Genomic DNA, 17,980 nt, shown 5'->3' on the forward strand with positions numbered 1-17,980 from the left:
CCCCCCGGGGCGGGGGGGGGGGGGGGGGGGGGGGGGCGCCCGGGGGGGGGGGGGCCGGCGCGGCCCCCCCACCCCGGTGGACTGTCAGTCGGTGGTGGCGGTCGGGCCGCCGTCGAGGGCCTGGACCATGCGGCGCAGCGCGGGCCCGTACTCGGGGTGGGTGAGGGCGTGCGCGAACTGGGCGGTCAGGTAGGCGAGGGGGCCGCCGGTGTCGTACCAGTCGCCTTCGATCACCTGCCCGTACAGGGCGCGGCGGGCGGCGTAGGCGTTGAGGGCGTCGGTCAGGTAGAGCTCGCCGACGGGGTTCTCCTCGAAGCGGCGGTACTGCTCGCGCAGTTCGTCCACGACGCCGGGGGTGAGGACGTAGCCGCCGATCGCCGCGAAATGGGACGGCGCGTCCTCGGGCTTGGGCTTCTCCACCAGGCCGGTGATCCGCAGCGAGCCGTCGCCCAGATCCTCCTTGACGACGGGGACGCCGTAGCGGCCGGAGTCAGCCGGGTCCATCGGCATCAGGGCCAGCACCGGGGCGTTGGTCTTCTCGTAGGCGGTGATCAGCTGGCGGGCCCGGGGCACGCGGGCCACGAACACGTCGTCCGGCCAGAGGACGAGGAAGGCTTCGTCGCCGAAGTTGCGGGCGGCGTTGAGGACCGGGGTGCCGTTGCCGTAGGGGCCGTGCTGGTAGAGGTAGGTGATGTGGCCGCGGCGGGCCAGGTCGGCGACCTCCTCGACCGCGTCGGCGTAGGCGGTCTTGCCGTCGGCGCGCAACTGGTCGACGAGCGCCGGGTTGGGCCGGAAGTGCTCCTGGATCGCCGACTTGTCGCCCGAGACGACGATGGTGATGTCGGTGATGCCGGAGTCGATCAGCTCGCGGACGGTGTGCTCGATGACCGGCCGGTCGCCGACGGGCAGCATCTCCTTCGGGGTGGCCTTGGTGAGGGGCAGCAGGCGGGAGCCGAGGCCGGCGGCGGGGATGACGGCCCGGCGGATGGTGGTGGACATGGGGTGCTCTTCCTGTGCGCGTCCTTCGCCGTGCCGGTCGGCACGGCGTCCGGACGGTACCAGCGGTTACCTGGTGATCACTGGGGGTGGTCGGTGGGTGGGGTGGCCCACTTGGTGCCGACGTACTTGTCCGGCAATAGCTCGGCCATCGGAACCAACAGGCCGCGCCCGGCGCGGGAGACGACCACCTGGATACCCGGGGCGTAGTCCGACACCAGCTCGCGGCAGCCACCGCACGGGGAGACGATGCGGGCCGGTCCGCCCTCCGAGGACTTCGGGAAGCGCACGGCCGCCACCGCCACCAGCCCGCTGGCGCCGTACAGGGCGGCCTGCGCGAGCGCGGCGCGCTCGGCGCACAGCGAGTAGCAGCCGACCATGGCCTCCATGTGCAGGCCCACGTAGATCCGACCGTCGTCGGCCAGGATCGCGGCGGCGATCTGGTGGCGACCCTCGACGTAATGGCAGCGGATCGCGTCGTACGCGGCGGCGACGACGCACTGGGCGTTCGCCTCACAGGCCCCGGTCGGGTTCGGGTCGAAGACGGGCTCGACGAGGTTCATGCCGCGACTCCGAGGGCCGCGCCGAGGGTGTCGAGGTGGATCTGCGACGGCTGCGGCCCGCGGCTGCCCTGGTACTTGCCCTGGTAGAGAAGCGGTTCGCCCTGGGTGCGACGGAAGTCGACCTGCGCGAGGGAGAGGCCGGCGTAGACCCGGACCGGCTGCACGACTCTCAACTGGTGGGTGAGCTGGCCGTGCGAGCCCTGGTCGATCAGGTCGGCAGTGACGTGCGAGAACACGCCAAGCCGGGCGGAGCCGGAGCGGGAGTGCATGACCGGCACGTAGTGGTCGGAGCCGATCACCTCGACCGAGGAGCCGAGGTAGATCCGGCCCGGGTCGAGGACGATGCCCTGCTCCGGGATCTCCAGCGTCTCGAAGTCGTTGGGGCGCCGGGTGTCGAGCACCGTGCTGGTGTAGACGACGAGCGTCGGGCCGAGGGTGAGGTTGTAGGAGTTCGGGTTGACCTGGGCGGGGTCGAACGGCTCGATGGTGAGCCGGCCGGCCGCACGCTCCCGTTCGATCTCCGGGCCGGTGAGGATCATGGGATGTGTCTCCGATCGGAGTCAGCGGGAAGCAGCGAGGAGTTCGGGCCGGGCCGGGGCAGTGGCCTCACTGATCCGGCCGAAGTGCCCGTCGTAGAGCCGGACTTCACCATCAGCGGCGGTGAAGGTGAACTGGCCCATGCGGTCGCCGGCGTAGACGAGGGTCGGCTGCACGACCTCGATCTCCAGCGTCCAGCAGTGTTCCGCGCCCAGGTTCCCCATGTCGGCGCTGTACTGGAGAAAGACTCCGAGACGGCCAAGGCTGGAGCGGCCGATGAGCGACGGCACGTAGTGCGTGCTGCCGACGGCCTCGACAGTGGTGCCGAGGTAGATCCGGCCGGGCAAGAGCAGCGCCCCGGTCGGAGGGATGGTGAACTCGTCCAGCGGCCTGGCAGTGGAGCGGCTGTCCAGCTCGTGGCTGCGGTGAACCCGCAGCACCGGGCCGAGCCGGTAGTTGTACGAGTTGGGGTTGAGCTGGGCGGGGTCGTACGGCTCGATGGTGAGCCGACCGGCCAGCCGCTCGGCGGCGATCGCGGGGCCGGTGAGGATCACGACAGCACCTCGCGCGCCACAACCCGCGCCATGTCGCGCAGTTGAGCCAGCGATCCAGTGTTCTCCACGCGGTGGTCGGCGTCCACGATGTCGCCCTCAGTCGGGTGGGTGTCGCTTCCGGCGGATAGGTCGCCCCGACGGTCCTTGCGCTGGTGCCGGATGTCATCCGGGGCCCAGACGTGGACGAAGACCGCGCCGAGCGCGCGCATCGCGGCGGTGTCGGCGGGCCGCATGTCGTCGCAGAGGATCACCAGGTCCGGCCGGTCGTGTCGCAAGTCGGTGACCGTCGTGGCGAAGGCGCTGGTGAGGGCGTCGGGGTTGATGCGGCGCAGGTGCTGGCCGAGGGCGTTGAGCAGCGCGCCGTCCTGCTGGCCGGGCTGCGGCGCGGGCAGTCCGGCGGCCCGGTAGACGTGGGCCTGGAGTTCGTACAGGGGCGCGCCGAGCTTGACGACGGTGACGGAGCAGTCCTGCGCGGCGATCGCCTCGGCGAGCATGCTGGTGAACGTCGACTTCCCGGCACCCGGGCGACCGTGGCTGGCGACCAACGTCATCGGAGACCTCCTGGAGTCCGTAGGGGCCCGGCGTCCGGCCGGGCCGTTCTGGTGCGGGTGGTGGCTGTCGGCCCGGCACCCCAGTGGCGGGCCGACAGCCGGCTCTGCGGGCAGCACCCGTGCCGCGAGCCTGTTGCGCCGCTGCCTCTTCCACCCGTTCGAGGCGGCGGCGGTGGACGCGCTCGGAGTGCGAGCCGAGCAGGTCCACCGGCGGCTCCGCGGATCGGTGGAGCCGCCGCCCGCCCTCACCCTGGGCGGGCTCCTCGTCCCCGCTGCCAGCCACGCCCTTTGGCAGCGGCAGGCAGCGGGAGGTTCAAGAGGCCGGGTAACCGGCCGCGTGCAGCCGCTGCCGGGCGAGCGTGAGCGCGCGGGCGAGACGGTGCGGGTCGGTGCACTGCGCCGCGGCGCCCGGCGCCGCGTACGGGGGGATGAGCCAGAGCCTGCCGTCGATCCGCTGGCCCAGCGGCGGGCACGCCACGGTGGTTGTCGAACGGCGACCGCCGTCCAGGCGCAGCACCTCGGACCCCAGCCACACGGCGGGGCTGGGTGCCACGAAGAACTCGATCGAGTCGAGTTCGTGGTTCCTCAGGACCGGCCCGGCGAACGCCTGGTGTTCCTCTTGGAGGATGCGGTGAGCGGCCAGGCCGAGCTGTCGCGACACCCGGACGGCGACGAACCCCTCACCTGCGGGGACCGACACCAGCCTTCCGGCCTGCCAGGCGCTCCACGCGGCGTCGGGGCGGCGGGTCAACCCGGCGAGCCACCGCATGCCCTCGACCAGGCCCACCGAGCGGGCCGCCCGCTCCCCGGCGGTCGTGGGGGACACGGTCATGACGCCTTCCTTCCGCCGCCGGAGCGCGTGGAGCCGATCGGCCCCCTCAGCCGGGGGCGGACCCGCCGCAGTGCGACCGCCAGGTCCAGGTGGGAGGTCAGCCGTCCGCTGCCGTCCGGCCGGACGGCCCAGTACATCCCGTTGGTCTCCCCCGGTGTGGGCGGCGGCATCAGGATGGCGGGGGCTTCGTCGTCGCCGGTCAGCAGTTCGGTGCCGCGCAGGTCCCAGCTCGGCAAGCGACGTACCGGCACCAGCCAGGTACTCGTCCGCGTCTGCCGGTCGACGAGCAGTGGACCGACCGGACGGCCCGCTGCGTGCAGGTCCGCGACGATGGCGGCGGTCTCGCCCCCGTCGGCCACGCGCACGGCGTCGAAGCGGCAGCCCAGCCGGACCAGCGCGGCCCGGCCCCTCTCCCACTGTCCAAGGGCGAACCGAGGGTCGGTGTCGACGCCGGCCAGCCAGCGCCACCCGGCCGGAGCGGCCAGCGATAAGCGGCCGGAGATCACGAGGTGTCCTTCCGTCGGGAGGAGGAAGAGGAGGGGGCTACCCGGCCGCCGCACACGGCGGTGATACGGCGGCCGGGCAGGTGGCAGCGGGCCGAGCGCCGTTGATCGGCCCTCGTGCGCGGCTCCTGCGGTGCGGGCCGCGAGCCGCGCGGCTGCCGTTCGGGGTGGAGCGGGGCCGGACGGGAGAGGACTCGCCTCTGCTATCCGGAAGTTCGGGGATGGTTCAGGCGGCGAGCCGGTCCCTGCCGCCGAAGCGGGCCCTGAGCGCCACGGCGCGGCGGCGCGCGGCCGAACCGGCGCGGACAACCGTCGGCCGGGAGACGATGTGCTGCGGGAAGAGGACGGCCTGCTGCTCCCCCACTTCCCCGAAGGCCACTCCGGCCTCCGGCGGCAGGACATCGAGCTCGAACCAGACGGAGAAGCCCACCGGCGCTCCCGTGTCGTCCGTGCGCTGGTGGTAGCCGTGATCGTCCGCGTAACCGTCGACCACGGCCAGGCCGCGCCCGCCCGTCGCCGACATGTCCTCGTTCGTCCCGTTCATGGCGGGGACGGCGAGGCCGCCGTCGGTCACTGTGATCCGCAGACGCTGCCCGGTCAGGTGCCCTTCGACCAGCAGCGGAAGTGCGGTGTCCGCCTGGTCAGGGCCGTGCTGGATGCCGTTGGCGATCAGCTCCGATGCGCAGACCCTCAGCGCGTAGCGGCGGTCGTCATCGAGCCGGATACCGGCCAACTCGGTTACCTGGTGAAGGAGTTCGTTCCTTGCGGTCCCCACCGCGGCGTCTCTGAGGGGGACCTCGATCTTCAGAACTGGGCGCATCACAGATCCTCCGGGCCGTGCAGCGGACAGCAGGGGATGATTCCGAGGGGCGGCCTCAATCGGTCGCACGCGATCGCCATCAAGCGACAGGGCAGCCGACACGGCGAGCCCCTGGGTCTGACGATCACTCAATCACTGGTACAGCGAGCCAAGTTGGGCGAGTCATCCGCCGCGCGTGACGCTCGGCTCGCAACCCGTCACAGGAAGCATGCCGAAGTGCGCAACCAGTTTGCAAGCTGTTCGACGAAACTCGCAGATTTGCGATTCGTGGGGTGCGTGCGCGTTCTAGAGTCTCCAGGAGCTGTAGCGCGCGCACAGATCGGGCAGGCAAACTGTCCGCAGGCATCTCGGGAGGGTTCACGTGGCAGTGCAGCAGACCGTCCGCCGGCGACGGCTCGGCGCAGAGCTCGTGCGCCTGCGTGATGCGAGCGGCCTCAACGGCGAGCAGGTAGCCGCGCAGGTCGAGGGCTGGAGCGGAACCAAGCTCAGCCGGGCGGAGAACGCCAAGGTGGCGGTCAAGCCGGACGAACTCGCCCGACTCCTCAAGTTCTACAACGCCAGCGAGGAGCTGACCGCCATCCTATTGGACCTGGCACGTAACGGCAGGAAGCGTGGCTGGTGGCAGAGCTACAACGAAGCACTCGATGATCTCGCCACCGACTTCATCACGCTCGAAGCGGACGCTGCTTCGTTCTCCGAGTACGAGCAGGCGTTCGTTCCGGGACTCCTCCAGACTGCCGACTACGCGCACGCGATCATTGAGGCGCTGTCCGCCGACCCGGACGTCAACGTCGAGGCTGCTGTCGAGATCCGAATGGCGAGGCAAGTCGTTCTCACTCGGAAGGACAAGCCGCTGGAGCTGTGGGCGGTGATCCACGAGTCCGCTCTGCGCAGCAACGTCGGCGGCGACGCGGTCATGGCCGACCAGCTTCAACGGCTTCTGGACAGGGCCAAGCTACCCAACGTCAATATTCAGATTATGCCCGCCAACGCCGCCGTCCACCCTGGCATGGCCGGCAGCTTCACCATCATCGGGTTTCCACATCAGAGGGACCTCGACGTCGTCATGATCGAGGGGCTTCTCGACGGGCTGTGGGTCGAGGAGCCTTCCAAGGTGGAGTTCTTTCGGACGAAGTTTCGGCAGATCACGGCCGAGGCCATGCCTGTCGAAGCCTCGCTTCGTTTCATCTCCGAGCAGAAAGACAGGCTCAGCCATGAGTAAGTATCTGCCCAACGCTGCCGCGTCTGGACTGACCTTCAAGAAGTCCAGCTTCAGCGGCAACAACGTCAACTGCGTGGAGTGCGCGGTCGCTTCCGGGGAGGTCGTAGTTCGCGACAGCAAGAATCCCACCGGGCCAGCCCTGCGTTATGACGCAGCCGCATTCACCGCGTTCGTGAACGCTGTTGCCACCGACGCTCTGGTGCCAGCCACCGCCTAACGATCCATGTTCGCCTGTACGGCCCGACACTCCCGAAGTGTGTCGGGCCGTACGTGCCGTAGCAGGCGAGTTGATCGTACGGAGGCTGTTGCCGGTCTGACCAGACTTGGCGACAGCCTCCGTATGCGTTCCACTGCTAGAGCCCACCGAATTCTCCGGCAGCGGCACCGGCTTTGAACGCCTCCCACTCGGCCTTGTCGAAGACAAGCACCGGCGCCTCGGCGTCGGCACCATGCCGCATGACGATGTACTCACCGACGAAGGCGATCTGCGGACCGTCGGGCGGCGAATCCGGGGCGGCCAGCCACTGCGCGTCGGTGAGGTCGAGGTCGTGGGGCTTCGATGGCCGAGGCCGAGTCGGTTCGTCAGGCACTGCAGGTCTCCGGTGCGAGGGTAGTCACGGGCGGGGCCGCTTCGGGGCGGGCACCCGCCAGTATCCCGCCTTCCACGCGGCGCGGTGCCCTCTGCCGGTTCAGAGGGGCGGTGTGTGCTGCGGATAGGGTTCACCAGGGTCTCCCGATTGGGGGAAGGAGCTGGATCTCGATGGCCAGCGCGCCCCGGGTCTCCTTCTCCGGCGGGTAGATGGCCCGTAGGGCGGTGAGGATGCCGTGCGGGGTCGTCCCCGGGTTGATGGCAGCGGCTTGCTCGTGATCGAGCAGCGCGACGAAGTCCGGGTAGCGGGTGATGCGGACGACGCGGCAGGTAGCCGGGGCGGCCTCCTCGGTGTGGAAGGTGATCGTGTCGCCGGGGCGGATCGCAGCCTTTGCGGGGCTCGCGGTGCGTACCTCGATCGTTTTCACGCCGGCGGCCACCAGAGCGTGGTACTCGGGCCGCAGGTGGAGGGTCTGCTGTGCGCTCCGGCGGTCGGCGGCGGTGCCGGTCGTCGGCACAGCGGGGCGCTCAGGCCCCGGCGACGGCATGGATTCGTTCCCGCGCGGTCCGGGCTGCCCCTGCGGGCGAACCAGCAAGTTCGGCGTCGAGTTCGAGGAGACGATCGGTGATGCGGGTGGAGGTGACGTGCCCGAACAGGTCGACGGCCCTCGCGGTGGCCGCGGCGGCCCCGTCGAGGTCACCGGCCCGTACGTAGGCTCTGGCGAGGGCGACCTGGTCGAAGGCGCGGCTGCGGGTGCGTTGCTCGGGGCGAAGTGCTGTGCCGTCCTGGATGGTGGTGATCGCGCGCCGGGCCTGCGCCGGGTCGTGCTCGCCGGCGATGAGCTGGCAGACGCCGACGGTGACGGTGTACTCGGCCGTGTCGAACCAGCCGACCCACGGTGGGACCTCAGCGTCTGCTTCGAGGGCGTGTTCGGCGACCGCGATGGACCGCTCGACTGCGGGGAGGTCGCCGAGGGTGGCGTGGCACCGGGCCTCCAGGGTGGCTAGGACAGCGCGCAGCCGGTCGGGTCGGCGCTTGCGAGTGCCGTACAGGCCGGCCTGGACGAGGTCGAGGGCGTCGGCCGGCCGGTCGAGGTGGTTGGCCTGGCGGGCGAGGCAGTTGAGGAGGTGGCCGGCGATGCCGGCGCCTGCGGGGCCTGCGGCCTTGGCGGCCCGGAGGCCGAGCAGCATGTAGTGCTGGGCCTCGGCGTGCCGGCCGACGTCGTGGGTCATCCATCCGGCGACGCTGGCGAGGTCGGCGACGGCGACGAACAGCTCGCTGCCGACCTTGTCGCTGGTCCGGCCGTGCTTGACCATCTCGGTGATGTCGTGGAGCTGGCCGACGACGGCGCGGCGGGAGAGGCCGCCGCCGTGCGCGTTGTCGAGTCGGCGGAACGCCTCGGTGGTGTCGCGGATGCGCTGGACGTCGGACAGACCGAGGCGGCCGGGGCGGGTGGGGGCGGGGAGTTCGATCGTGTCGGGCAGGTGAAGCCAGGGCTGCACGGCGGCGTGCAGGTCGGCGCCGGCCAGAAGTCGGGCGGCGGTGGGGGTGGTGTCGTCGGTCATGGCATCGCTCCGGGTGGTGTCGAGGATCGCCGCGACGACCGCCGCGCCCGACCAGGCGGAGGTGGCGCCGGCTGTGGGGCGGCCGGTCATGCCGATGTCGGCGGGCGCGAGGCGCAGCGGTGGGGTGCACAGCCGTCCCAGTGCCTCGGCGAGGTAGGCGGGCAGGGGTTCGCGGGGTTCCTGGCCGGCGATCCATCGGGGGACGCGGGAGCGGTCGGGCTGGATGTCGCGTCTGCCGTGCTCGGCTGCCACCTTGGCGATCTCCTTGACCAGTCGGCCGTGGCTCGCCCCGCTGCGGGTGACCCAGTAGGCCAGGGTCGTGTTCAGGCGTCGTCCGGGTTGCACCGGGTGCTCCCCCTCTGCTCGGTGGCGCCGTGCCGTGCAGGTCAGGCTCATCAGCGTACGCGGCAGCGCCCCAACATCGCCCGGTTGAACGGGTGTTCGCAGCAAAACGCAGCAGCACGCACCGCTCGGTGTCTCGCGCATCCGCACGCAGGTGCACCGGGTACGCACCTGTTCGCGCAGCGGGGTGGTGCGGTGTCGTGGTGGTCGTCCGGCGAGTGCCGGAGTGACCTGACCCGGAGGAGACCCGATGGACCTGATCACCGACTTCGAGCCCGAGATCAGCGAGCACGAGGCCGACGCGCTGACCAACGGCCGCCAGCGCAGCAACGACAGCGACAAGGACAACTACTTCGAGTAGCAGAACCGCCGGGCCCCCGCGGGGCCCCGGGCGAATGGGCGAGGTCGGGGGTCCGGTGCGGCGTGCTGCCGTACCGGGCCCCCGGTGACGTGCAGGGCTGTCGGCGGGATGGAGGCGTGATGGACGGGGACGGGCGTGGACGGTTCGGGGCCGGTGTCGCGGTGCGCGGGGTGGGCGACGGGCGCGGTCGGCTGACGGTGGCCGGGGACTGCGGCGCCGACACGGCGCAGTTGCGGGCTGGGCTGGGCGCGGCGGCGGAGGGGCGCTGGTCGGATCTCACGAGGTGGCCGGGCTCCTACTGGGTGCTCGCCGAACAGGCGGGCGGGGACCGGTTCGTGTGCGGGGACCTGGCCGGGGTGCGCGGGATCTGGCACGGACGGGACCGGCGGGAGGGGGTGGTGTGGTCGAGCGACCCCGGCGCCCTGGCCGCCCGGGTGGGCGCGTCGGTGGACCTGGAGGTGCTGGCCGCGCACCTGGCGGTCGGTGAGCACCACTGGCCGAGCCGCAGCCAGTGGGCCGGGGTTCGGCGGGTGCCACCTGGGTGGGGCCTGCTCCTCACCGGCGGAACGGCGCGCCTGGTCGATGTCCGCGGCATCGAACCCGCCGCCGACCCGGTCGCCGGGGCCTCCCGGCTCGGCGAGGCCCTGACCACGGCGGTCCAGCGAAGGGTGAGGGCGGCGGGCGGGTCGGTCGGCGCGGATCTGTCCGGCGGGCTGGACTCGGCGGCGGCCGTGCTGCTCGCCGCGCAGGTGGGCCCGGTGCGGGCGGTCACCTACACCGACGCCTGGACCAGCGCCGAGGACACTTTTTACGCGGTCCGGGTGGCCCAGCACGCCGGGATCGAGCACACGATCGCGCGCGGCGGGCCGGGTGAGTTGCCGTTCGGCCTCGACGGGGCGCCGCCCACCGTCGAACCCGCACCTGCGGTGATCAACCTGGCGCTGGACCGCTGCTACCTGGAGCCGGTGGCGGGTCTGCCACTGCACTTGACCGGGCACGGCGGCGATGTGGTGCTGGACTCCTCGGCGGCGTGTTGGGTCGGGCAGGTCCAGCGCGGTGCCGTACGCGAGGCGCGAAGGGCGGCGGTGGACTTCGCCCGGCTGCGGAATCTTGGGCCGGGCCCGTACTGGCGTTCGCTCAGGCGGGCCGCCGGGACGACGCCGGAGCGGGCGGCGGCCGAGGTCACGGCCCGGCTGCGGGCCGGCACCCCCGCGTCGAGGGGCATCGGGTGGGCGTGGTGCCGGCCGGGCCCCGGCGCCGGGTGGCTCACCGAGCAGGGACGGCACGCGGTCGCCGATCTGCTGGACGGCGCGTGGTTCGATCCGCTGTACGGCACCTTCGCGGACGAGGTGGACCAGTGGGCGGCGCTACGCGCAGCCGGGGACGACGCCCGCGCCTGCGCCCCGCTGTACGAGGCAATCGGCATCCGCCCGGTGCACCCGTTCCTCGACAACGAGGTGGTCCGCGCCGCGTTCGCGATCGAGCCCTCCGCCCGCCGCGGCACCTACACCTACAAGCCGGTGCTCGCCGCGGCGGTGGACCTGCCGGACTGGCTGATCGGGCGCCGCTCCAAGGGGTCGTTCACGGCGCAGCGCATCCAGGGCCTGGCCCGTCACCGCCGCGCCCTGGAGGAGCTGGTGGCCGGCAGCGCGCTGGTCACCGAAGGGCTGGTGGACGCCGCCCGGGTGCGGGCGGCGCTCGCCGACGCCGCGACCGGCCGCAGCGCCGAGCCGATCGCGGACCTGCACCACCTCGTGGTGACCTGCCGGTGGCTGCGCGGCCCGGTGGCCGCCCCCGAGCGGGCGGTGGCGGGATGCTGACCGTCCCGGCGTACGTGCGCCACGCCGGCGTTGACGGGCGGACCGCGATCCTCGACCTGCGGGCCGGGCGCTGGGTGATGCTCGACCCCGCCGCCTCGCTGATCTGGCAGGCCCTCGTGCTGCGGGGCGGTACCGACGGGCTGGCCGAGGAGATCGCTGCGCCGCGCGGCGCCGACCCGGCCGCCCTCGCACCCGCCATCGACCGCACCGTCGCCGCTCTTCTCGCCCGCGGCCTGCTCGCCGACACGACCAGGCCACCAGCCCGCCGCCGGCCGTGGTGGCGCCGCACCGGAGGTGCCCGATGACCGTGATGGCCCCGCCCGCCCGGCCCCGCGTCCCCCTCCGGTCCCGGCCCGCCGCCCTGCTCGCCCTGGCCGGCTCGCTGCTGCTGCACCGCCTCCCGCTCCGGCACCGCGTGGCGGTGCTGCGCCCGCTGGGACGGGCCCGCTACGCGGCCCCGGACCGGCTCGGCGCGCGGTACGAGGCCGTCCTCGCGGTGGTGCCGCGCTGGTGGCCGGGCCGGATCGCGTGCACGGAGATCGCCGTGGCGACCGTGCTGGCGTGCGCGCTGGCTGGCCGCCGGGCGGACCTGGTCTACGGCGCCCGCGTCCTGCCGGACGCGGCGCACGCCTGGGTGGAGGTGCCCGGGGCGGCGGTCGGGCGGGACGTCGGGGACGCGTGCGACCGCCCGTGGACGCCCGTCGCACGCTTCCCCGAACGGGTGAATCCCGTATAGCAGAGTTGACGCCCTGGCGGGCTGAACTCGACTTTTCCCGATCAGTGTTGGGGAATCCGGTTGCCCGGGAGGCGGGCGCGGGCGCCTGATGGTCGGGTGACCGCCCTGCCTCTCCCACCGGCCGCCGCCGGACAGATCCCGCACATGGTGCTGGAGGCCGACCGCCACGACGACGCGACGCTCACCGTCGGCACTGTCACCGTCCTGCGCCGCCTTCCGGCGGCGCTGCACCGGGCCCTCGCCCTCGGATGGCGCACCGACCGCCCGGCCGTCGTCCTGCTCCTCGCCGCGCAGGCGGTGACGGCCGCTCTGACCGTCACCGCCCTGGCGAGCACCACCCGCCTGCTGAACGCGATGTTCACCGCCGCCGACCTCGGCAGGGCGTTGGCCGCGCACACCGGGCCGCTGGCGCTGCTCGGCGCGGCCGTCGCCGGCCGCTACCTTGCCGAGGCCGCCGCCCAGGGCGCCGCCGCACGACTTGCCCCGAAGGTCGTGCGCGAGGCCGACCTGCTGGTGATCGCCTCCGCCACCCGCGCCGAGGCCATCGCCTACGAGGACCCCGCGTTCTCCACCGCCTACGAGGCCGCCGCCGACGGCACCGACCGCACCCGCGACCTCATCGAGGACGCCCAGCGGATCACCTCCGCCGCCGCCCGCCTGGCCGCCGCCGCCTTCTTCCTCGCCTACCTGTACCCCGCACTGCTGCCGCTCCTGCTCGCCGCCGCCCTGCCCGCCGGCTGGGGCGCCGTGCGGGCAGCCCGCATCCGCCACGCCGCCCACCACCGCACCCTCGCCGACTCCCGGCTGCGCCGCGTCCTGCGCGGCTACACCACCGAACGCGCCACCGCCGACGAGATCCGCACCGGCGGCATGGCGGGCTTCCTCACCGAGCAGTACCGCACGGTCTCCGCCCGTCTGGAGGCCGAACAGCTCACCGGGGCCCGCCGCGCCATGATCGCCACCGGCACCGGCGACGCCCTCACCGCGGCGGTCACCCTCGGCATCTGGCTGGTGCTGCTGTGGCTGGCCACCACCGGCCGCACGAACCCGGGCGCCGCCGGCGCCGCCGCCCTCGCCCTGCGCACCGCATCCGCCGCCACCGCCGCCACCCTCGCCGCCGGGGCCGGGCTGTTCCGTACCTGCTTGTCCCTGGACGACTGGACCAGCTTCCTGGGGATCGCCGACCGGTGGGCGAACCAGCGCGGGACCACCCCGATCACGGGCGCACCGGCCGTCATCACCGCCACCGGCCTCACCTTCACCTACCCCGGCACCGAGCGCCCTGCCCTGGACGGCATCACCCTGACCCTGCGCCGGGGCGAGGTGGTCGCGCTGATCGGGGAGAACGGCTCCGGGAAGAGCACGCTGGCGAAGCTCCTCACCGGCCTGTACCTGCCGACGGCCGGCGCCGTCGCCTGGGACAGTCAGGACCTCGCCGACACCGACCCCGTCAGCGTGTTCGAGCGGGTCGCCGTCGTCCCGCAGGACTACACCCGTTGGCCGCTCGCCGCCCGCGAGAACATCACCCTCGGCCTCCCCGCACCGGACGCGAAGGTGCTGGCAGCCGCCGAGGCCGCCGGCGCGGACGAGGTCCTGGCCCGGCTCCCCCACGGCCTGGACACCTCACTCGCCCGATCCTGGTGGGGCGGGCACGACCTCTCTGGCGGCCAGTGGCAACGCATCGCCGTCGCCCGCGGCTTCCTGCGCGACGCCCCCGTCCTGGTCCTGGACGAACCGACCTCCGCGATGGACGCCCGAGCCGAACACCACGTCCTCACCCGCCTCCGTGCCCTGGCCGCCGGCCGCACCACCCTGTTCGTCACCCACCGCTTGGTCAGTGCCCGGCTTGCCGACCGCATCATCGTCCTCCAGCACGGCCGCGTCGCACAGGACGGAACCTGGGATGAACTCTCCACTGTCCCGGGCCTGTTCCACGACTTGCTGAAGCTCCAGGACGACCGCTGATCGGAAGGAATCCGCTCGTCGGTCAGCGGCCGTCGTCCTCGGCGGGCGTACCTCCCGGCCACGGCTCGAAGCGGCGTGTGCAGCGGGGATGGGAGATCGGCCACTCGGCGGCGTCCTCGACGGTACGGAGGGTCCGGACCGCTTTGTCGGGGTCGGGATGGCTGGTCCATCCGCAGTCGTAGCCGTCGAAGACTTCGACCTGGTTGATGCCGTGTTCGCGGGCGGCAGCGAGAGTTCCGGTGTTGGTGGCGACTGCGGCACGGGTGTGGAGTGCGGCTTCGGCCCAGGCCAGGACGGGCATGCGGGTGCCGTTGCGGTAGACGACGCGGTCGAGGCGGTAGGTCGCGGCGAGGCGGTCGGCGAGCGCACGGGCTGCGGCCGGGGTGCCGGCGGGGTCGGCAGTGAGGAGCGGCAGGTCGTGGCGGGCCGCTGCGCGGGCGGCGCGGTAGAACGCCCCGGAAGCGCGGACGGTCTCCTGGGCGCGCCGCAGGAGGTCGCTGTAGGTGTCGGCGGTGAGGGCCCGCAGGGCGTCCTGGTGGATGGGTGTCCACTCGAAGGTGCGGCCGATGCCGGCGGTGGCGGCGCGGGCGGCTTCCTCGTAGAGCCGGGCGACCTCCCGGTGCGCGAAGTCGCCGATCACCGCTTCCACCGCGTGGTGAAAGGTGCGGATCGCGTCGGCGAACGCGGCGAGGGCGGACGCGAGGCGGGCGGTGCGGCGGCCCGCTGCAAGGGCGGTGAGCACGGCCGCTTGCGCGGCGGCGAGGGGCTGCCAGGCCGCGCCGAGGTCGTCGGCGGCCCGCTCGGCGTCGGCTTCGGGTGTGTCGGTCATCGGGTGCGGCGGGCCGGGGTCAGGACGCTCACGTCGAACTGGGGGGCGGTGTCGCCGCCGGGTGCGGTCTCGTCGGGCCCCAGCGTGTCGTGGAGGCCTGCGAGTTGGCGTTCCAGGCCGCCAAGGTTGGCGCTGCGGTCCATGGTGACGACCCCGTCGACGACGAGGCGCAGGGGGTCGGCGAGCAGCGCGGCGCGGCGTTCGGCGAGGACTTCGAGGGCGACGGCGCGGGCGGTGCCCAGGCGGGTGTGCCGGGCGGTGAGGTCGTCGGTGCTGGTGGTGGGGCCTAGCTGGGCGAGCAGCCAGGCGAGGACGGTGGGGTCCACGGGCGGTTCCGATCGTCGTGCGCGGCAGGACCGGCACCCTTGGGAGAGGTTGGGTGCCGGTCCTGCCGCGGTGGGGGTCAGTCGGTTCGGGTCTTGCGGGTCCGGGCGGCCTTGGCCGCCGGCTGCTCCTCGGTACTGGCGCTGGCGTCGTCGGCGTCTGCCTGGCCGGTCGGCAGGGTGGCGCCTGCGGAACCGGCCGGGCCGTCGCCGTCGCCCGGACCGTCGTCGGCCGGGTCGTCGTCGGGGTGCCAGGCGCCGGGGTGGGTGATCAGCTCGGCGAGTTCCCGGGCGGGGATCTCGTCGGGCAGCAGCACGAGACGGTCCCCGGTGGCGGGGTCCTCCAGGTGGACGGCGAAGGCGAGTCGGCGTGCCATCACAGGACCTTGGCCACGATGTGGCAGTCCGGGGTGTGAAGGACCGGCATGGCGACGGCGGCGCCCTTGGTCCAGATCTGCACCGGGTCGTCCTGGACACCGCGGGTGAGGACGATGCCGGGGGCGTCCTCCTTGAGGATCTCGGGGTTGGTGCCGCGCGCGAGGACCAGGGCTTCGGCGGTGACGCCGTAGAGGGTCTGGCCCCACTTGGCGCGGTCCGGCGGCAGCATGATCCACCGGTCCTCGGGGAGGACCTTGGTGGCGGTGCCGTCGACGTTGACCTGCGCCTTGTACAGGGTCACCGGCGGCAGGCCGTAGTCGTTGCGGACCGCGTTGACCTCGGCGACGGTGAGGGTGCGGGTCGGGGTGTTGGAGGGGTTGACGCTCCGGTAGTAGGCGGCCCGGTAGGCGTTGTTCCGGGCGAGGTGGGAGAACGCCTTCTTGCTGGTGACGACGAGCTCGGGTTCGGGTGCGCCGAGGTCGTCCAGGTACTGGAGCCAGCCGAGTTCGTCGGCAAGCGGGTCCGACGTCGGGTCACTCCACGGCTTCGGCGCGATGGGCATGTTGCCGGCCGGGACGCCGAAGTCCACCTCGATGCTCAGGCCGTTCTCGGTCGCGGCGTCGAGGGTGAAGCGGCCGTCCACCAGCACGTCGCCGGCGGCGAGTTCGAGGCGGGAGCGGATCGCTTCGATGTGCCGCTCGGCGTCGTCGAACAGCAGCTCCAGCAGCCGGTCCTGGTCGGCGCCGTGCGACTGCTCCAGCAGGATCTGCTGCTGCTCACCGACGATCAACTTCTGGCCCAGCGCGGGCAGCAGCCCTTCGCGGGTGGTCTCCCACGCGGTCCGCTCGGCGAACGCCACGGAGGCGTCGTACGCGCGGTACTTCGCGGTGTTGACCCGGCGCCCGTTGCTCTTGATCCGCCACTTCACCTCGGGGACGACGAGGGTCGGGAAGACGGTGCTGGTGAGGAGGAAGTCCGCCGGGGTGGGGATGGCGCGGGCGAAGGTGGTCAGGTCGGCCGCCGAGACGCCCTTGATGAGGTCCTGGAGGGACACGTCAGGCCCCCCAGCGGATCAGGGCGCCGGTGGGCGAAGCGGTGATCTTGGTGACGTCGATCCCGCCCGGGATCTTGGAGGCGCGGGCGGAGCCGTGCCACAGCAGCGCGCACGGGATCTTCGGCTGGCCGGGCGAGAACACGCACTCGTCGAAGACCAGGCCCGCGAGGACCTGGCGGCCGTCGGCGGCGGCCGGGTCGTACGGCCCGTACAGGCCGGACGCGGTGATCTTGCCGAGGGGGACGCCGGACAGGACGCGGCTGTACGGCTGCGCGGGGTCGGCGGACGCGACGTAGTGGGTGCCGGCGACGAGCTTCGAGGCGTCGATGGTGACGGTCTCGGTCTGGTCGGTGCCGTGGAGGCTGGCGAGCCACGGTCGGCCGTGGGCGTAGTTCGCCGTGGTGGTGATCGGCTGGACGGTCAAGGGGTGTGATCGCCTTCAGGAGCTGGCGGTCACGCACTCACCTGCTGGTGGTGCCGTCCACGAAGGCGTGTTGGGGCGTGGTCCCCTGGTCCCGGTTCACTGCCGGGTCAGACGGTTCGGGGTGTGCGGTCAGGTGGTGAGGTAGCCGCGCCGCTTGGCCATCTCGGTGCCGACCGAGCTGGTGACGGGGGCCTGGCCCCGCAGCGGCGGGCCGCCGGCGGGGGAACCGCTCGGCGCGGGCGGGGTGGCGGGCGGGGCGGCCGGGCCGAACAGCTCCGGTCGGCGGTCGGCGAGGGCCTTCGCCGCGTCGGCCACAGCCTGCTGGTCGGCGTCGTCGGGTACGTCGAGGAGACGGACCGCGTCGTCCAGGTTGGCACCGGCCGCGCCGAGGCGGGTCAGCGCGGAGTGCCGGATGGCCTGGTTGAGACGCTGGAGGGCTTGCTGCTCACGCTGGACGGCGGCCTGCTCGCGCTGGGCGGCGGCCTGCTCCCGGCGTTCGACTTCGGTGAGGGCGGCCTGCTCGGCGGTTCGCTGCGCCTCGATCCAGGTGGAGAGGGCCGCCGCGTCCTGGAAGCCGAGGTCGGTGACGAGCTTGCGGACGCCGGCGCGGGAGCCCTGGTCTTTCTCGCGGGCGAGGAGCCGCGCAAGGGTGTCCTGGGTGATGAGGGTGCTGCCGGGGTCGGTGGCGGCCGGGTTCTGCGGTGCGGCCGGGTCTCCGGCGGGCGGGGCGGCCTGGGGCAGGGGGGCAGTCATCGGATTCCTCCGCAACAGCGCCCCCGCGCCAGTGATCAGTGTAGCTACTCCCTCGTCCGGTCGGCGGGCGTGATTGCGGTCGTGTGGTCTCTGGCCTGTATGGGTTCCCCCGGGGGAACCCATAGTGTGGCTGCCCATGGGTTCCCCCGGGGGAACCCATGGGTTACGCGACGGGAACCCACTGGTTCCCCCTGGGTAACCCCTTTCTTTCCTTTGTTCCTGCTTACTTCCTACCTTTCCCCCCAACCCCCCACGGCTGTCG

23 protein-coding genes are annotated in these 17,980 nt (G+C 72.8%); 6 read left to right on the forward strand and 17 right to left on the reverse strand.

Annotation, left to right across the window (positions count from 1 at the left end):
• Positions 1–84: 84 nt before the first annotated feature.
• The 8 genes from ACF1AK_RS02850 to ACF1AK_RS02885 all read right to left on the reverse strand — a co-directional run bounded on the left by ACF1AK_RS02850 (position 85) and on the right by ACF1AK_RS02885 (position 5,356).
• Positions 85–999 carry a UTP--glucose-1-phosphate uridylyltransferase gene (locus ACF1AK_RS02850; RefSeq protein ID WP_391496971.1) on the reverse strand — a complete coding sequence of 305 codons (915 nt, stop codon included), beginning with the start codon at positions 997–999 and terminating at the stop codon, positions 85–87.
• 77 nt (positions 1,000–1,076) lie between these two features.
• Complete coding sequence (locus tag ACF1AK_RS02855) at positions 1,077–1,559, reverse strand: hypothetical protein (RefSeq protein ID WP_391496972.1); 483 nt, start codon at positions 1,557–1,559, stop codon at positions 1,077–1,079.
• A complete protein-coding gene (locus ACF1AK_RS02860; protein WP_391496973.1) occupies positions 1,556–2,098 on the reverse strand; it encodes a 2'-deoxycytidine 5'-triphosphate deaminase domain-containing protein in 543 nt (180 codons plus the stop codon). Before ACF1AK_RS02860 ends, ACF1AK_RS02855 begins: the two co-directional genes overlap by 4 nt.
• Positions 2,099–2,119: 21 nt before the next feature.
• Positions 2,120–2,650 (reverse strand): deoxycytidine deaminase, encoded by a 531-nt coding sequence (locus tag ACF1AK_RS02865; protein WP_391496974.1) that lies wholly within the window; start codon positions 2,648–2,650, stop codon positions 2,120–2,122.
• Positions 2,647–3,201 carry a hypothetical protein gene (locus tag ACF1AK_RS02870; RefSeq protein WP_391496975.1) on the reverse strand — a complete coding sequence of 185 codons (555 nt, stop codon included), beginning with the start codon at positions 3,199–3,201 and terminating at the stop codon, positions 2,647–2,649. The genes ACF1AK_RS02865 and ACF1AK_RS02870 overlap by 4 nt, the downstream gene beginning before the upstream one ends.
• 313 nt (positions 3,202–3,514) lie before the next feature.
• Complete coding sequence (locus tag ACF1AK_RS02875) at positions 3,515–4,033, reverse strand: hypothetical protein (protein ID WP_391496976.1); 519 nt, start codon at positions 4,031–4,033, stop codon at positions 3,515–3,517.
• Positions 4,030–4,539 carry a hypothetical protein gene (locus ACF1AK_RS02880; protein WP_391496977.1) on the reverse strand — a complete coding sequence of 170 codons (510 nt, stop codon included), beginning with the start codon at positions 4,537–4,539 and terminating at the stop codon, positions 4,030–4,032. The genes ACF1AK_RS02875 and ACF1AK_RS02880 overlap by 4 nt, the downstream gene beginning before the upstream one ends.
• Positions 4,540–4,762: 223 nt before the next feature.
• Positions 4,763–5,356 carry an ATP-binding protein gene (locus ACF1AK_RS02885; protein ID WP_391496978.1) on the reverse strand — a complete coding sequence of 198 codons (594 nt, stop codon included), beginning with the start codon at positions 5,354–5,356 and terminating at the stop codon, positions 4,763–4,765.
• A gap of 361 nt (positions 5,357–5,717) precedes the next feature.
• Between ACF1AK_RS02885 and ACF1AK_RS02890 the strand changes: the two genes are divergently transcribed.
• The gene (locus ACF1AK_RS02890; RefSeq protein ID WP_391496979.1) at positions 5,718–6,578 is read left to right on the forward strand and encodes a helix-turn-helix domain-containing protein; all 861 of its coding nucleotides are present in this window, start codon (positions 5,718–5,720) and stop codon (positions 6,576–6,578) included.
• A complete protein-coding gene (locus tag ACF1AK_RS02895; protein ID WP_391496980.1) occupies positions 6,571–6,795 on the forward strand; it encodes a DUF397 domain-containing protein in 225 nt (74 codons plus the stop codon). Before ACF1AK_RS02890 ends, ACF1AK_RS02895 begins: the two co-directional genes overlap by 8 nt.
• Positions 6,796–6,931: 136 nt before the next feature.
• Here the strand turns inward: ACF1AK_RS02895 and ACF1AK_RS02900 are convergent, their stop codons facing one another.
• From ACF1AK_RS02900 to ACF1AK_RS02910, 3 genes are all read right to left on the reverse strand, one after another.
• Positions 6,932–7,168, reverse strand: coding sequence for a DUF397 domain-containing protein (locus ACF1AK_RS02900; protein ID WP_391496981.1), 237 nt, complete (start codon positions 7,166–7,168; stop codon positions 6,932–6,934).
• 130 nt (positions 7,169–7,298) lie between these two features.
• Complete coding sequence (locus ACF1AK_RS02905; RefSeq protein WP_391496982.1) at positions 7,299–7,685, reverse strand: ASCH domain-containing protein; 387 nt, start codon at positions 7,683–7,685, stop codon at positions 7,299–7,301.
• A gap of 10 nt (positions 7,686–7,695) precedes the next feature.
• The gene (locus tag ACF1AK_RS02910; RefSeq protein WP_391496983.1) at positions 7,696–9,078 is read right to left on the reverse strand and encodes a transcriptional regulator; all 1,383 of its coding nucleotides are present in this window, start codon (positions 9,076–9,078) and stop codon (positions 7,696–7,698) included.
• A 477-nt stretch (positions 9,079–9,555) separates the two neighbouring features.
• On the opposite strand from ACF1AK_RS02910, the gene ACF1AK_RS02915 reads away from it, so the two are divergent.
• From ACF1AK_RS02915 to ACF1AK_RS02930, 4 genes are all read left to right on the forward strand, one after another.
• A complete protein-coding gene (locus ACF1AK_RS02915; RefSeq protein ID WP_391496984.1) occupies positions 9,556–11,256 on the forward strand; it encodes an asparagine synthase-related protein in 1,701 nt (566 codons plus the stop codon).
• On the forward strand, positions 11,250–11,561 hold the full coding sequence (locus ACF1AK_RS02920; protein WP_391496985.1) for a PqqD family peptide modification chaperone: 312 nt from the start codon (positions 11,250–11,252) through the stop codon (positions 11,559–11,561). The genes ACF1AK_RS02915 and ACF1AK_RS02920 overlap by 7 nt, the downstream gene beginning before the upstream one ends.
• Positions 11,558–11,992 (forward strand): lasso peptide biosynthesis B2 protein, encoded by a 435-nt coding sequence (locus tag ACF1AK_RS02925; RefSeq protein WP_391496986.1) that lies wholly within the window; start codon positions 11,558–11,560, stop codon positions 11,990–11,992. Before ACF1AK_RS02920 ends, ACF1AK_RS02925 begins: the two co-directional genes overlap by 4 nt.
• A gap of 96 nt (positions 11,993–12,088) precedes the next feature.
• Positions 12,089–13,957: an ATP-binding cassette domain-containing protein gene (locus ACF1AK_RS02930; protein ID WP_391496987.1), complete on the forward strand. Its 1,869-nt coding sequence runs from the start codon at positions 12,089–12,091 to the stop codon at positions 13,955–13,957.
• Positions 13,958–13,979: 22 nt separating this feature from the next.
• Here ACF1AK_RS02930 and ACF1AK_RS02935 read toward each other — a convergent pair whose 3' ends face one another.
• The 6 genes from ACF1AK_RS02935 to ACF1AK_RS02960 form a co-directional block, all read right to left on the reverse strand.
• Positions 13,980–14,786 (reverse strand): hypothetical protein, encoded by an 807-nt coding sequence (locus tag ACF1AK_RS02935; protein ID WP_391496988.1) that lies wholly within the window; start codon positions 14,784–14,786, stop codon positions 13,980–13,982.
• Complete coding sequence (locus ACF1AK_RS02940) at positions 14,783–15,112, reverse strand: hypothetical protein (protein ID WP_391496989.1); 330 nt, start codon at positions 15,110–15,112, stop codon at positions 14,783–14,785. Before ACF1AK_RS02940 ends, ACF1AK_RS02935 begins: the two co-directional genes overlap by 4 nt.
• 77 nt (positions 15,113–15,189) lie before the next feature.
• On the reverse strand, positions 15,190–15,486 hold the full coding sequence (locus tag ACF1AK_RS02945) for a hypothetical protein (protein WP_391496990.1): 297 nt from the start codon (positions 15,484–15,486) through the stop codon (positions 15,190–15,192).
• The gene (locus ACF1AK_RS02950; protein WP_391496991.1) at positions 15,486–16,541 is read right to left on the reverse strand and encodes a major capsid protein; all 1,056 of its coding nucleotides are present in this window, start codon (positions 16,539–16,541) and stop codon (positions 15,486–15,488) included. The genes ACF1AK_RS02945 and ACF1AK_RS02950 overlap by 1 nt, the downstream gene beginning before the upstream one ends.
• A 1-nt stretch (position 16,542) precedes the next feature.
• Positions 16,543–16,965 carry a head decoration protein gene (locus ACF1AK_RS02955; protein WP_391496992.1) on the reverse strand — a complete coding sequence of 141 codons (423 nt, stop codon included), beginning with the start codon at positions 16,963–16,965 and terminating at the stop codon, positions 16,543–16,545.
• A gap of 129 nt (positions 16,966–17,094) precedes the next feature.
• On the reverse strand, positions 17,095–17,718 hold the full coding sequence (locus ACF1AK_RS02960) for a hypothetical protein (protein WP_391496993.1): 624 nt from the start codon (positions 17,716–17,718) through the stop codon (positions 17,095–17,097).
• Positions 17,719–17,980: the final 262 nt, after the last annotated feature.

Source organism: Kitasatospora sp. NPDC015120 (genome assembly GCF_043080305.1).
In the GTDB taxonomy this organism is placed as follows: Bacteria; Actinomycetota; Actinomycetes; order Streptomycetales; family Streptomycetaceae; genus Kitasatospora.